The sequence below is a fragment of the Limnochordia bacterium genome, from assembly GCA_023230925.1.
Classification (GTDB): domain Bacteria; phylum Bacillota; class Limnochordia; order DUMW01; family DUMW01; genus JALNWK01.
This window is the reverse complement of the sequence record JALNWK010000005.1, coordinates 66235-80570: the sequence shown is the minus strand read 5'-3', so window position 1 is coordinate 80570 and position 14336 is coordinate 66235. Positions and strand designations below refer to the sequence as shown.

12 protein-coding genes are annotated in these 14336 nt (G+C 47.8%); all 12 read left to right on the top strand.

Going from position 1 to position 14336, the window contains the following annotated elements; all coding sequences use genetic code 11:
• The first annotated feature begins 587 nt into the window (after positions 1 to 587).
• The 12 genes from M0Q40_01845 to M0Q40_01790 all read left to right on the top strand — a co-directional run bounded on the left by M0Q40_01845 (position 588) and on the right by M0Q40_01790 (position 14331).
• Positions 588 to 2753 carry a hypothetical protein gene (locus tag M0Q40_01845; protein MCK9221364.1) on the top strand — a complete coding sequence of 722 codons (2166 nt, stop codon included), beginning with the start codon at positions 588 to 590 and terminating at the stop codon, positions 2751 to 2753.
• A 12-nt stretch (positions 2754 to 2765) separates the two neighbouring features.
• Positions 2766 to 3434: an LPS export ABC transporter periplasmic protein LptC gene (gene lptC / locus M0Q40_01840; GenBank protein MCK9221363.1), complete on the top strand. Its 669-nt coding sequence runs from the start codon at positions 2766 to 2768 to the stop codon at positions 3432 to 3434.
• Positions 3435 to 3453: 19 nt separating this feature from the next.
• Positions 3454 to 4116, top strand: a complete 663-nt coding sequence (locus tag M0Q40_01835) for a hypothetical protein (protein MCK9221362.1) — start codon at positions 3454 to 3456, stop codon at positions 4114 to 4116.
• 102 nt (positions 4117 to 4218) lie between these two features.
• The gene (locus M0Q40_01830; protein ID MCK9221361.1) at positions 4219 to 6312 is read left to right on the top strand and encodes an ABC transporter permease; all 2094 of its coding nucleotides are present in this window, start codon (positions 4219 to 4221) and stop codon (positions 6310 to 6312) included.
• A gap of 29 nt (positions 6313 to 6341) precedes the next feature.
• Entirely contained in the window at positions 6342 to 7061 is a 720-nt protein-coding gene (locus tag M0Q40_01825; GenBank protein ID MCK9221360.1) for an amino acid ABC transporter ATP-binding protein, read from the top strand.
• 118 nt (positions 7062 to 7179) lie between these two features.
• Complete coding sequence (gene lpxC / locus M0Q40_01820; protein ID MCK9221359.1) at positions 7180 to 8013, top strand: UDP-3-O-acyl-N-acetylglucosamine deacetylase; 834 nt, start codon at positions 7180 to 7182, stop codon at positions 8011 to 8013.
• 69 nt (positions 8014 to 8082) lie between these two features.
• Positions 8083 to 8487: a 3-hydroxyacyl-ACP dehydratase FabZ gene (gene fabZ / locus M0Q40_01815; GenBank protein MCK9221358.1), complete on the top strand. Its 405-nt coding sequence runs from the start codon at positions 8083 to 8085 to the stop codon at positions 8485 to 8487.
• Between the two features lie 13 nt (positions 8488 to 8500).
• Entirely contained in the window at positions 8501 to 9325 is an 825-nt protein-coding gene (gene lpxA / locus M0Q40_01810) for an acyl-ACP--UDP-N-acetylglucosamine O-acyltransferase (protein ID MCK9221357.1), read from the top strand.
• 58 nt (positions 9326 to 9383) lie between these two features.
• Positions 9384 to 10178 carry a UDP-2,3-diacylglucosamine diphosphatase LpxI gene (lpxI, locus tag M0Q40_01805; protein ID MCK9221356.1) on the top strand — a complete coding sequence of 265 codons (795 nt, stop codon included), beginning with the start codon at positions 9384 to 9386 and terminating at the stop codon, positions 10176 to 10178.
• Between the two features lie 41 nt (positions 10179 to 10219).
• Positions 10220 to 11362, top strand: a complete 1143-nt coding sequence (gene lpxB / locus M0Q40_01800; GenBank protein MCK9221355.1) for a lipid-A-disaccharide synthase — start codon at positions 10220 to 10222, stop codon at positions 11360 to 11362.
• Complete coding sequence (locus tag M0Q40_01795; GenBank protein MCK9221354.1) at positions 11362 to 12609, top strand: hypothetical protein; 1248 nt, start codon at positions 11362 to 11364, stop codon at positions 12607 to 12609. Before lpxB ends, M0Q40_01795 begins: the two co-directional genes overlap by 1 nt.
• Positions 12610 to 14331: an ABC transporter ATP-binding protein/permease gene (locus tag M0Q40_01790; GenBank protein MCK9221353.1), complete on the top strand. Its 1722-nt coding sequence runs from the start codon at positions 12610 to 12612 to the stop codon at positions 14329 to 14331.
• Positions 14332 to 14336: the final 5 nt, after the last annotated feature.

Here is a 14336-nt window from a genome sequence, read left to right as displayed (position 1 = left end):
TAGCCAAGTTCTTGCCGTGGTCCGAAGAGATACCCAATTATTGCAGGACACCAAAGAAGAAATAATGCATCATCCTAACCCTCACTAACAGTGGGGGCTTTTTGTTGCGCTGAGCTGGACTAAACACAGCGTTAAAGCTTCGTCCTTTCTTCCTAGCTGTCAAGGTGTGTTCGCTTTGACGCTTACTCTTGTTTTGATCGCACCCCTAGGGTTTTCTGTTATTTTCTGATACCGTCAATAAGCTGGCTTTCAGATTAGAGGAAACCTTTGATGGGTTTTTGCAAGTTTCAGTTCAAAGCATATTGAAATCATGCTGTCATCACTAGTCTATTGCCAAGCATGTTCTTGGTAGATACAGACGTGAACGCAAATCTGTACCTATGGGTCAACGATGAGTTTGTTAATAGGAGTATGCGTCTAATGAAAGTAGTCCCAGAATGCTCCTTGAAGTACCTTGGATTGCCTCTGCAGTCGTGAAACCGTAGGTCCTGCACTACCAAAGCCTCCTCATGACTTGAATCTGCCAGGAGGGATCTGCCCTTTTCTGTAGAAATGAAAAGCACAGACTATTTTTAGGTGGTGTGAACTTGAGACAGCTAGCAAGTACGGTGATGTTGGTCATTGTCATGATTACTTCCTCTGTGATGTTGCCTATGCGCGTACTTGCTGCAACGGACAAGGTTGAAGTGGAGTTTCTTGGGCAAGTCAGCTATCGACTCAGCGATGACCTTCTGCAGGCCGATGGCGGGGTGGAGATAAAACACGGTCAGGTGATGATCAAAGGGGAACGGCTACTGGTGGATCTCGCTAATAACTTGCTCAAGATTGAAGGTAGTGCATCGTTGGTCTTGCAGGACGGTGAGGTTGCCGGAGAGGCCCTCTACTACGACATGAATACGGGGAAATGGTCCTTTTATGCTGCTAAGGCGGCTCTAGCTGTACCGAAGTTTAATGATCCGGTATATTTGTCAGGTGAGCTGTTTGAAAGCGACGAAAAACACTTGGTGATTACCAAAGGTACAGCAACCACTTGTTCCCTGGGAAAACCGCACTATCATTTGCAGGCGGACAAACTAGAGATCTATCCCAATGATAAACTAGTTGTCCGAAACGTGGTATACAAAGAGGGTAATATTCCTCTGTTCTATTGGCCCTATTTAAGCTTACCGATTAAGGAAGAAGGTAGTCTTAACCTTCCAGAGATCGGGTATACCGCAATGGGGGGTTGGTTTGTTGGGGGTAAATGGGACTATCGTTTGCATGATAACCTATCAGGTAAGCTTACTGGACAATACCATCAGCGTAGTGGAATTGTATTAGGAGCAACAGGTGATTACACTCTAAGCAAGGCCCAAAATGGTCAGCTATTTATTGAGTACAGGCAGAACAGGTTAATTGGTGGAGGACAATGGCGTGGTGGTTTCGCCCATTACCTTATCGTCGGTCCACTGAAGTTGAGCGGTGGCATGGAAAGACAGGTTAATCTTACTAGTAATGGAATAGGCAAAGACGCACTGCAAGCAGGCCTTCAATTGCAGGGGAAGACAGAAAAAACATCGGGGAGCGTAGGGATAGTCTATAATCTTACCGAAACACCTACAAAGACTACGGAACAGTTGACTGGGGATGTTAAATTGTCTACCCAGCTAGACGGTAACTGGAGTAGCAATATACAAGGTAAGTATACTACTAAGCAGGACGGGCAATTGCCTGTAACTCGTGTAGAGTACCTAGCCAAGCTATCTAAGATCCAGCCAGACCTTCGATTTGATCTAGCATTTGAGCAAAAGCTTAATCCTAACTTAGGATCGAATCAAGCTGTAGCTTGGCATTCAGTGAGTAAACTGCCGGAATTGAGCCTTAGTACGAGTAGTCCTAAGTATATCGGGACTTGGCCCTATGATTTCACGCTGAAATTGGGGCGATACCGGGAAGAACCCAAAGGAACCGAGGCTGTTCGTTCCACGTTAGAATTAAATCTAAAGAACAAATCTTATCAACTGACCGATGGGATTAAGCTCAGTCTAGGTAGTACACAAAGCCTGAGCATCTATGGTCAAGACGCTTATTACGCCCGGTTTAATCCCAGGATAATCCTAAATTGGCAGCTTCTTAGTAAGCTGAGCATGAATTCAACCCTCCAAGTGCAGCAAGTACTCGGGGAGAGTCCCTTTGCTTTTGAGCAGGCAACCTCGTCTCAAGTACTAACCAACCAGTTAGCCTATAGAAGCGATAGAACGGACTGGTCCTTATCCGGGGGGTATAATATTCATACCGGTCGATTCCAGGATGTTAATGTTTCCTTTCAGGTACGGAGTGACCAGACAGATGAACGTGGCTGGCAGCTAGGTCTATCCGGTGCATTTAATCCGTATACTAATGCGATGGTATCCACTACTGGTTTATTTGAAAAACGATTTGGCGAGCAGAGTATCAAGCTTGGGGCTAGTTACAATCTGCTAAAAAGAAGACTTGACCGTTTCGATGCCCAGATTAACATCAAGCTTAGTGATACGTGGACATTGGTTTATGCCGGGATTTATAAAGGGATCGAGGATAAATGGCAACGGGGTGATCTAGCTTTAACAAAGGACTTACATTGTCGGGAGCTAGTCTTCCGGTATAACCAGCTTCAAAACATGTTTTGGGTCGAGTACCGTATCTACGCATTGCCTGAGGGCAGGTTCAAACTTGGAACCACGGGGGATCAGTTCATGTTCAACGCCGAAGGTTGGCAGAATTTGATTCAATAGGGGAGGTCTAAGGTGGGAAAGCGAGTTAGTGTTATAATCATATTGGGCCTTTGCCTAAGTGGTCTTTTCGTCTATAGATATATCGCTTCTGACCAAGAGGTTGCTGACCCACCTGCGGCTATTTCTGAAGAAAAAGCTGATCCGGGAATGTATTTCAAGGACGTGGTTTTGATTGGTCGCCGTTCGGGATACAAGCAATGGCAAATCGATGCTTCCATGATGGTAGTTGGCGAAGGGGAGAACGAGGCGGCGATTAAGGACATCGGTTCTGGTATGATCTTTCAAGATGGTGAGCCTACCTTTCACTTCACCGGGCAGGAAGGAATTTGGAATCGGAGAACCGACGATTTCCGGCTTCTAGGTCAAGTTGAGATAACCACCGAGAAAGAAGAACGTTTCCTGACCGATGGTATGCAGTATAACTCCAGTAAAGGGACCTTTACATCCTCTGGACCAGTAGTGGCCTATATAGGGGAAAACCAGTTGAATGCAGAGAGAATGGAGGGGGATCTATCAACCAAGCAGCTATCGATTAGCGGTCATGTGGAGATTAAGCAAGGGGAGAAGCAGCGCATCCTTGCTGATCACGTAGTTTATGACTCCGAGGAACAAGCTGTGGAGCTATTTGGCAATGTGCGTCTTGAGTTAAAGCTAGGGGCTGATGAGGAGATTGACGCCTAGGCAATATGGGGGGGCAACTATGGAAAAAACTTTAAGAATATCAGTGTGGGTGGTTTTGCTAGTTGGATTGCTTAGTATTGGGGTATACGCGCAGGAAAGCAAACAAGTCACCATTGAGGTAATCGATGCGCCAATCGATGACACGTCGGTGACCGGAGACTTAAAGGAAGACATCTGGGTTATTGCTCCAAAGGCCGGCTATGTGCGGATTACCTTTGAACGTATGGAAATAACTGCAACCCGGGTGGAATACTTTGGAAAAGAGCAGCGGGCACTGATTACTGGCCAGGTTCGCGTGGTGAAAGAAGACAGCGTCATCACGGCAGATAAGGTCGAGGCCCTGTTTGATGAAGAACGATACATAATCAGTGGGAATGTTCATCTGGTGCAACGAGAGTCTGCTGGGGAAGGGACAAAAGTTGAGCTTAGGTCAGGATACCTTGAGTATTTTGACACCGAGAACAAGATGATTGCCCAGGAAGATGTGGTCTTCTTCAATAAGGATCGAGAGGGCCGTGCAGATGTAGTGACCTACCTAGATGCTGAGGAAGTTGTTTTCCTAACAGGTAACGCAAGCCTGATCACCGAACAAGGAACATGGCGAGGTGCAAGTTTCACCATTGATCTTGACAATGAGAGTATTATTGGAACTGGGCCGGGGCGTTTGGACTTTACACTTTAAGACATAAGTAGCCCAATTTGCTTGTTCTGCTCCCTTTCCACCTATGGTATAATGCTAATGCAAAAGTCAAACGCATTATCCATATCTTGGGGAGGGAGCCCGATGCTCACCGTATTTTCAGATGGTTTTGCAAAAGATCTGTTAAGTATCTTTATTGTTACAATTCTCGTAGGGTCTTTGCTTGCGGCCGGTGGAGCTTGGGCAGTGGATACGTACTTTGGTGATACCGCGGCAGGATTAGTAGGGGAATTGGGACAGTATGATGCGGTGATACATATCAGGAAGGAGGCCAAAGAAGCGGCGATTCCTGAGTTCAAAAGAATCATTGAGGAGAGTCTGCCGGGAGCCAAGTGGAAAGAAGGAATAACCATCGCGGGAAAGACCAACTTGTTTTTAGGGCTGCCAGATGAGTATTATTCCGCAGACATTTTTCAGAATTTAGCGTCATATTTTGCCGGGGTCTCCGGTTTTTCCGGTGTAACCATTGTTGCCGAGCCTTCCATTGTTATTAGTGGTGTCAATCAAGGGGTCCGTCAGGAATTAGTCAGTGAGATAGAGCTGTTCGACAATGTGCGCTGTGCTTTCACTAAAGGTTCCGATGTCTATGTCCTATTGGAAACAGTAGATGAAAGCAGTCGTGTGCGGGAAAGGATCACTGGGTTGCTTGAGTCCTATCAACTGATTGAGTTTCGTTTGCCCCTAGATACTGATCCCCAGGATATACAAGGATTGTCGGCTACTTTGCAGGAGCAGATTACCGCAAAGTTTCAGCCTCGTGTTCTCAAGGACATCTCATCCGGAGAAGATGACCAGAGTGTGCAGTCATTTCGTAAAGTACTTCATGAAATGAAGAGCTTTCTGTTGACTTATGCTTCCCGGGTGGAAATCACCCTTACCGAAGCTAACGATGTGCATCCAGGGGAACGTTTGATGGTTACAAACGGTGATACCGGGGATCTGGTGGTAGAAGTACTCCAGGTGAATGAAAGACTGGCTTCGGCGTTGGTTATTGTCGGTGATGCCTCAAACATGACGGCGTCTTTAGAATGCATGCCAATCTACAGATTACTGCCCCAGGATCAGGTAGGCGAACAAGTCGGTACCGTTACGATCAGTAATGAAAGATACCGGTTAGCCCAGGCCATTGATGATAGTGTCGAACTGCTTCAAGAACTGGAGGGACTTGCTGAGGATGCCGACACTGCGGTTTCCAATGCTGAACAGACACTAAAGACCTTCCAGCGCGCCTTGGTTCAGTTAGGTCAACTGCAGCAGCAGCTTACCCAATTAAGTCAAAGCCCTAACGGTACTCCGCAAGGCACTGAACTACTATTGACGTTACTACTGAACAACTTGTTTAAGGAAGCCATGGGTGCTGGTGATGATCCTGTGGGTTCTTTCAAGGATCTAGATGTGGCGGCGATGCAAGATACATTGGAAAGCATCTCCACTAGAATCGGTGCTATCTCAACCATTGACCTAGAGCAGATAATTGAGCAGATTCGCTTTGTGAAAGATAGCCTGCCCCAGCTGGCCGATGAGGAAATCGGTCAGTCTGTGGCCTTGATTGATCAATATCTTGGCGGCGATGTAATCCCAGGGAGCAAAATCGAGTTCTTGCTTGACGGGAATATACCTTACCAGGAACTAGAGCATTCCCTACAAGGACTTGACGGATTTGAGCACATTGATGTGTTTACCTTACCCGTTGGAGTGATCATGCCAAGTGCCATCTCAGTCTTATTCAATGTGCTTAGTGAAGTCCGTGGTATCATCGCGGGCCTGCTCAGTATTGTCTTTGTCGTTTTGGTGTTTCTTTTGGATCAGGCCACTATTCTTAATGCAGCTAGACGACTGTTGCTTAACAGCTGTAGAGGTAATCGACGTAGGCTAAGAACGTTAGTTCCAACGGTGCTATTCGGTGCAGCTTCAGGATCCTTATTGCTGAGCGCCATCTACTGGTTAAGTGGGGGAAACATTCCTCACCTAAATACCTTCTTGGTGTTTGTCCTAGGTGCTTTGATTGGTACTGTTATGGCTTTGCTTGCCGAGCGGATTAGCCCTGTTAACGGAGAAGAGATACTAGCTGCAGAGGCTTTGGGGCTATCCTACGCGCAGATCCTGCGAGAGATTGTAATTCCCGCTGGCAGACCTGGTATTGTGCAGACCATAAATCAACGGCGAAAAAAGTGCTGAGCGTAGGGGGTTGTTCTGTGTTTTTGCGAATGATTGATTTGATCAAACACTATGGGAAAATCACGGCCCTGGATGGATTTATGCTAGATGTTGAAGAGGGGGAAACCGTCGTTATTATGGGGCCCAGTGGTTGCGGGAAATCCACCTCTGTTCGGTGCATAAACCGTCTTGTGGAGCCGGATCACGGGCGCATATTACTGCAGGAACAGTCAGTACTAGATATGAACCGCAGGGATCTTTTGGCTTTGCGGAAGAAAATAGGTTACGTCTTCCAAGGTTTCAATTTGATCGGTCGCTTTAACGTTTTGGAAAACGTCATGTTTGGCCTTGTTATGGACGGAAAAGATGAAAAATTAGCTAGGGACCGGGCCATGCTTGCCCTGAGTAGAGTGGGCATGGATGAGTCCTGGCAGCAGAAGCCAGCAGAGCTCAGCGGTGGTCAACAGCAGAGGGTTGGGATTGCTAGAGCCCTAGCCATGGAACCACAACTTATGTTGTGGGACGAACCAACCGCATCCTTGGATCCCATATTGGTGCGCGAGGTTCTTGACGTAATGGAGGAGCTAATCGCGACAAGTAACACTACTATGATCATTGTCACCCATGAAGTGTCCTTTGCACGCCGGGTAGCAGATCGGATCGTCCTCATGGACAAGGGGAGGGTTGTGGAGACTGGTACCCCCGATCGGATCTTTGAAGAACCCCAGTCGGATATCGGCAGGAAGTACAAGCGTTTGCTGGTTTCATAAGAACTAAGCAGGAATTACTTGGGTAATGGCGAAATTGCTAATAAGATTCATTGGTTGTTTTGCTGCCTTTTGTAAAGGTACTAATGGAGATAAGCAATAGATAGAGAGGCGACCGTTGATGTCCTCCCTGCAAACAACGATTGGTAGGGAAATATCGTATACCGGAACAGGTATACATACAGGCCAATCGACAACTATTACGATTAAACCAGCAGGACCAAATACCGGATATATATTATGTCGAGTTGATTTACCGGGTCAGCCCCTGATCCAGGCGGTTGTTGACAATGTGATGGAAACCAACAGATGCACCACCCTCGGTGGGGAGGGGGTTTATGTAAAGACCGTAGAACACTTGCTTGCGGCTTTGCAAGCCTCTGGGATCGATAATGCCCAGATTGATATAGATGGGGAAGAAGTACCCATCGCAGATGGTTCTGCTGCCCTTTTTTGTGAATTGATTGAATCTGCTGGGACAATCGTCTATAATGAACCGGGTCGACGTTTTACGCTGGAAAAACCTTGTTGGGTATCCAGCGGAGATTCCCATATGGTTGCCCTGCCCTATCCGGAATTGCGAATCAGTTACTCCTTTGTTTCCGACCACCCGGTAGTGGGTAACCAATTCATGGAGTACACCTTGGGGAAAGGCAGTTTTCGTAGTGAGATAGCTCCGGCACGAACCGTTGGATTCGCTCACGAAATTGCGAAAATGCAAGAGGCGGGGTTGGCCATGGGTGGTAGTTTGAATGTGGCAGTGGTTGTGGGCGAAGACCGTTATGTGAATGAATTACGGTTTTCTAATGAGATCGTGCGGCATAAGGTTTTGGATATTATTGGCGATATGAGTCTGTTAGGTCAGGTCTCCGCCCATATTATTGCGATCAAATCCGGACATCGGTTGAATATCTCTCTTGCTAAGCAAATGCGCAGCAACTTGTGTTTAGCATAGGCAAGGCCGTTGTTTGCCTTGTAGTATCCAGGACTAGGAGGAATATGGTTGCTTGATATACGTCAAATAATGGACAAGATACCCCATCGTTACCCTTTTTTGTTGGTAGATCGCATTGTGGAACTAGAGCCGGGCCGAAGAGCGAAGGCACTGAAGAATGTGACCATGAATGAGGCCCATTTTCAAGGCCATTATCCTGGTAATCCAATCATGCCTGGGGTATTGATCTTAGAGGCTATGGCTCAAGCCGCAGGCGTAGTGGTATTGCCTGAAGACGCCAATGTTGTACCGCTTTTCGCCGGTGTGGACAAAGCTAAGTTCCGTAGAGTGGTGGGGCCTGGTGATCAGTTAATCTTGGAAGTCGAAGTACTGCAGGCCCGTAGAAAAGTGGCCAAGATCCAAGGGAAAGCTTATGTGGATGGCGACTTGGCCGCGGAGGCAGAGCTGCTTTTCATGATGGCTTCTGAAGAATAAGGGTGGCGAGACTGTGGAAGAACAAGCTAGGCAAGTAAAAAGTGGTAATGTGGTACACATTCATCGGAAGATACATCAAACTGCGATTGTGTCCCCCAGAGCTGTACTAGGCAAGAATGTAGAGATCGGACCCTATGCTATCGTAGGCGATAATGTTGAGATTGGCGATAATACGATCATTGGTCCCCATTGTGTGATTGAAGGGTGGACAAGAATCGGAGCCAACAACCGCATTTATGCCGGTGCAGTGGTCGGAAATGAGCCCCAGGATCTAAAATACAAAGGGGAGAAAAGCTATCTGTTCATCGGTGACGGAAATATCATACGGGAATATGCGACTATTAGTGTGGGTACTCAAGATGGCGGTGGTGAGACCCGCCTAGGTAACCATAATTTGATTATGTCCTATGTCCATGTGGCCCATGACTGTCAAATTGGCAATAACGTGATCATTTCCCACGGAACGGGTATTGGTGGTCATGTTATAATAGAGGACTCCGCTGTAATTGGTGGGCTTTCGGGAGTACATCAGTTTACGAAGATTGGAAAAATGGCTATGCTTGGAGCCCATAGTATGGTTACCATGGATGTTCCTCCTTTTTTCATGGTGGATGGGAATCCGGCGAAGGTCTATGGAATAAACATTGTGGGACTGCGCAGGAATGGTATTATTCCTGAAGTGCGCGCTCAGATTAAGCATGCCTTTAAGATATTGTATCGTTCTAATCTGAATGTAACCCAAGCGATTGAACAGATGGAGCAGGAGCTGACTGGCGTTCCAGAGATCGATCACTTGCTTCGGTTCTTGCGGGGCAGCCAGCGGGGTATCTGCGGTTAGAGGAAAAGGATGGCTAGACGTCGCCAAGAAATGCTAGATGATGGAAGAAGGAACTAAATTGCGTATTGGTTTGATTGCAGGTTCAGGGCTACTGCCTGAAGTGGGAGCGAGATTTGCTACCGAATCCGGATATGACTTGACGGTAATAGATCTCACCCAACAGGGGCAGCGGTTTAGGGATTACACCAATCAGATTTATGAGCTAAGCCCGATGCAGTGGGGTAAGGTTATTGAGGTTTTACACACACACCGTGTGTCAAACATATATTTCTTAGGAGAGGTAAAGAAGGAAGTTCTTTTCATTAGTGGTGGAATTCCAGATGAACGCCTTGCTTCTTTGCTTGCCTCTTTGCCCACTTTAAGCGATTCCCAAATTCTATACGGATTGACGGCAGACCTAGAACAAGAAGGGTTTACCGTGGGAGCGCAGACTGAACTAGTAGGTGCGTTAGTATGTGAGCCTGGACAGTGGGTCAGGGAGCCGACCGTTCGGGAGGAAAGAGATATTGAGATAGCGCTAAGGGCAGCAGGTGTGCTAACCGACCTAGATATTGGTCAGACCGTAATCGCTAAGGATACTGCAGTGGTGGCAGTGGAGGCGATGGAGCAAACCGATGCGACGATTAATCGGGCTGCAGCCCTTACCGGTGGGGGTGGGGTTTTGGTAAAGATGAAGCGCAAAAACCAAGACCAGCGTTTTGATATCCCGTGTATTGGGCCCCAGACACTTGCTACCATGGCCGCAGCTAAGTTAACTGCTTTGGTGTTCGCGTCGGGGACATTGCTGCTAGAGCGCGAAAAGATTCTAGGGACTGCCGAAAAAGCAAACATCGCCATTGTATGTATTCCATGATGGACGGAGAGGTGGCACTGTATCTATAGATAATGAAGATTATGTTAGCCGCCGGTGAGCCGTCGGGTGATCTCCACGGTTCGAAGCTGGCTGTAGCAATTAGAAAGAAAAACCCACATGTTTACCTTTTTGGTCTGGGTGGTCCGTTAATGGCTAGCTCAGGAGTGGAGTTGTTCGAGGATCCTACATCGATGAGTTTCATTGGCTTCGCTGAGGTAGTTAGCCATTTTAGGTTTCTTCTGAAGCTGCTCCATAGAACGGCCGGAAAGCTCAAAGAAGAACGCCCCGACGCAATTGTGTTTATAGACTTTCCAGGGTTTAATATGAGGTTGGCCAAGACAGCCAAGGATATGGGAGTACCTAGTGTATACTATTTTAGTCCTTCGGCCTGGGCTTGGCGTCGGGGACGCGCCAAGAAAGTAGCAGGACTGATCGATCTGGTTGCTTCGGTGTTCCCCTTTGAGGCTTCGGTTTATCAAGAAGCTGGAGCCAATGTGGAATACGTGGGACATCCCCTATTAGATGCTGCACACCCTTCCATGGGCAGGGAGGAAGTCTACCGCTTCTTGAACATTGACCCAGATGCTTTACAGATTGCTCTAATGCCCGGCAGTAGGCAGCAAGAAGTTGAGTCCCTCTTTGGAATCATGCTCGAAGCCGCGCGGTTAATCCAGGCAAATTCCTTAAGACCAGTACAATACCTAGTTCCGGTGGCAGCTAGTATTGATGATGCGCTAATCCGAGGGTTTGTTGCCAATAAGGGGTGTGGTCTGAACCTGCGGTTGGTGCATGGGTACCAATATGATCTGTTATCGGTAGCGGACTTAGCATTAATTAGCTGTGGGACTGCCACTTTAGAGGCTGCTTTGTTTCAGGTGCCCATGGTTACCATGTATCGTTTGTCTAGGATCACATACCATATCGCCAAGATACTCGTACAAATTCCCCATGTAGCCCTGCCGAACATTATTGCTGGTAAATGCATCGTCCCAGAATTGATTCAGCATGATGTAACGGCTCCAAATATTGCCCATGAGGCGGTCCAATTGTTACAGGGAGCAAAACGAGAGCGTCAAATCCATGAACTACGCCGAGTCCGGGAATTACTAGGTCCCCCTGGAGCTGTAGAGCGTTGTGCGGATGTGGTGCTGAACCTGGCAGCTGGGGCGAGGTGTAGTACCTGATGAGCCAACCCACAATTGTGATTACGGTTAACAGTCCCGGTGAAGTCTCCGCTTGGTTATTCCCGGTGCTGCTCCGATTGGAGTCTAGGCTTCCTGAGGCTCCAGTCTGTGTGGTTATTCCTCCATGTCCTTTTGCTAGTGGTGCCGAAGTGGAGATCGTGAAGAACTTGCCCCACGTGGCTCAGGTTATAGGTCCTGATCAAGCTCTAGGGCTTTTGGTAAGAAAACGGCCAGCTAGTTTTACGGCCCGTGGCGTGGTCTTATTCCTCGGTGGTGATCCGGCCTATGCTGTGAAACTGGCGCGACGGCTGGGGTATCCGGCTGCGATGTACATTGAGCGGATGGCAGGACGCTTGAGTTTTGATGCCTATTTTGCATCGGATGACGAAGTTGCAGAAAAGCTTACATCCCGGGGACATCGTAACGTGAATATGGTTGGTAACTTGATGGCTTCTGCGGTGAATCACTACCAAGACGATAGGGAATTGTCTGAGCGACTTGATCTTGGTGAAGAGGATATTGTGATCAGTCTTTTTCCAGGGAGTCGTCCCTGGCAGGTGCGCCACTTAGTCCCCTTTTTCTTCGAAGTGGTGGAGTTGCTTAAGGGTATAAACGCGCAGTTTGTCATGGTTATGTCACCCTTCATTGACGAAGAGCTATTTGCAGAGGCTACCTCAAACAGATCGTCGATTCTTGGCGGAAGTACGGCTACATGTCTGGAGAAAAAAGAATCCGGGGACAGCCAAAGAATTTGGTCTCTGACTACGGAGCAAGGACGGCTAGTTAAAGCGGTCTGGGGACAAAGATATGGTATGATGAGAAGGACCAACCTTGCTCTTACAATTCCCGGCACGAATACAGCGGAACTGGGCTATCTTCATGTGCCTACGGTTGTTGTTGTGCCCTTAAATCGGCCGGAGATTATTCCCATGCCCGGGCTGATTCAGTGGATTGGGAAGGTGCCTTTGATGGGGCCATTAATTAAAGAGCTGGCTATAAGAGCTTACTTACAGAGAAATCCCTATCTGGCCTTACCCAATAGATGGGTGGATTGCGAGATTATGCCTGAGTGCAAGGGTAGCTTAAGGGCTGAAGATGTGGTATGTTGTGTGCAGAATATACTAGAAAATTCAGCACAACTCGAGAAGATGCGGGAGCAGCTTGCAGCGATTGCCCCGACCAGGGATACTGCTTCTGTTATTGTGGATTTACTAATTGAGCAATATGGATTGAAGGGGATGAGTTGATTGGGCCGTCGACTTCTTACTTATCTTACCCCATACTGGCCGTACCTACTTTTAGGAAGCATCAGTAGCTTGATTTCGGTGGGGGCTAAATCAGTTTTGCCTTTACAAGTTGGTACACAACTGGTGGATCAGGTGCTGATTATGCACCAGGATCTGGGTTTGCTTAGTCGAGTGATGCTCATGGGGATCGGCATCTATGCAGTTATGGGTGTGTTTTACTATCTGCAGTACTGGATGTTCTCCTATTGCGGTCATAGGGCAACGATGGATATTAGGCAGCAGGTATACAATAAGCTACAGGATTTACCCTTAGCATACCATGAGAAACACCGCAGTGGTGAACTCATTGCCCGGGTAACCAATGATGTTACTCTGCTTCAGAACGTTCTTAGCGTCGGGCTAAGTGATCTATTGCACAATGCCGCCATGCTTGTGGGCGTGTTAGCCCTTGCTTTTTACTTGCATTGGCAGTTGTCGCTATTTACGCTGGCTCTCTTTCCCCTGATTGCAGCAGCAGTTGGTGCCTACGGCAAACGGATCCGCCAGTATTCCCGGACGGTGCAAGATAAGGTGGCGGATATCGGAGGCATGGCCCAGGAGACCTTGACTGGAATTAAGGTTGTGAAGGGATTTGCCATGGAGGAAGAAGAGAAAAAGCGCTTTAGGAAGGGCAACGAGCAGAGCTTCCAAGCTAGTATGAAGGCTGTGCGGCTGATGGCCAGCGTAGTTCCCATTGTTGAGCTGATGTTAGTCAGCGGAATGCTTGTCTTAATCTGGTACGGCGGCAGAGAGGTACTCCAAGGTAATCTGACCCCTGGTGAATTAGTAGCGTTTCTGACGTATATTGCCATGGCGTCGGGGCCGATCAATACATTGGTCCGAACAAACAATTTGTTTCAACAGAGCCTTGGAGCTGCAGCGAGGATTTTTGAAGTGTTGGATACTTCCTCAAGTATCCTTGAGGTTAAGAACCCAGTCACGCTACCAAAGGTTGAAGGTCATGTACAGTTTGAACGTGTTAGCTTCAGCTACAATGAACAGGAGCTGGTCTTGAAGGATGTTGACTTCTGTGTTGCGCCTGGGGATGTGACTGCCTTGGTGGGACCTAGTGGAGCAGGAAAGACCACCTTAGTAAATCTTATACCGCGGTTTTATGATCCTTGTGCAGGTGTCATTCTCTTGGATGGGCAAGACCTGCGAACCCTAGGTCTAAAGTGGCTTCGTCGTCAAGTAGGGATAGTCCCTCAGGATACGGTTCTGTTTTCGGGTACCGTTTTGGAGAATATTGCCTACGGTAAGCCAGACGCCTCATTGCAGGAGATCCAGGACGCCGCTAAGGCGGCCAACGCCCACGGGTTTATCACAAGCTTTCCAGAAGGATATGAGACCCACGTGGGAGAGCGGGGTCTTTGCTTATCTGGGGGACAAAGACAACGTATTGCCATTGCGAGGGCCTTGCTTAAACAACCTCAAATCCTAATTCTAGACGAGGCTACATCAGCCTTGGATTCCGAGTCGGAATGCTTAGTACAGGAAGCCTTGGGTCGACTCATGGAAGGACGGACGACCTTTGTGATTGCACACAGACTTTCGACGATTATTAATGCCACTAGGATCCTTGTTTTAGAGGATGGAAGAATTATCGAAAGTGGCTCCCATGAAGAACTGATGCGCAGCATGGGGCTTTATAGAAGGCTTTATAGCACTCAGTTTGCCGGGTAGGTGAG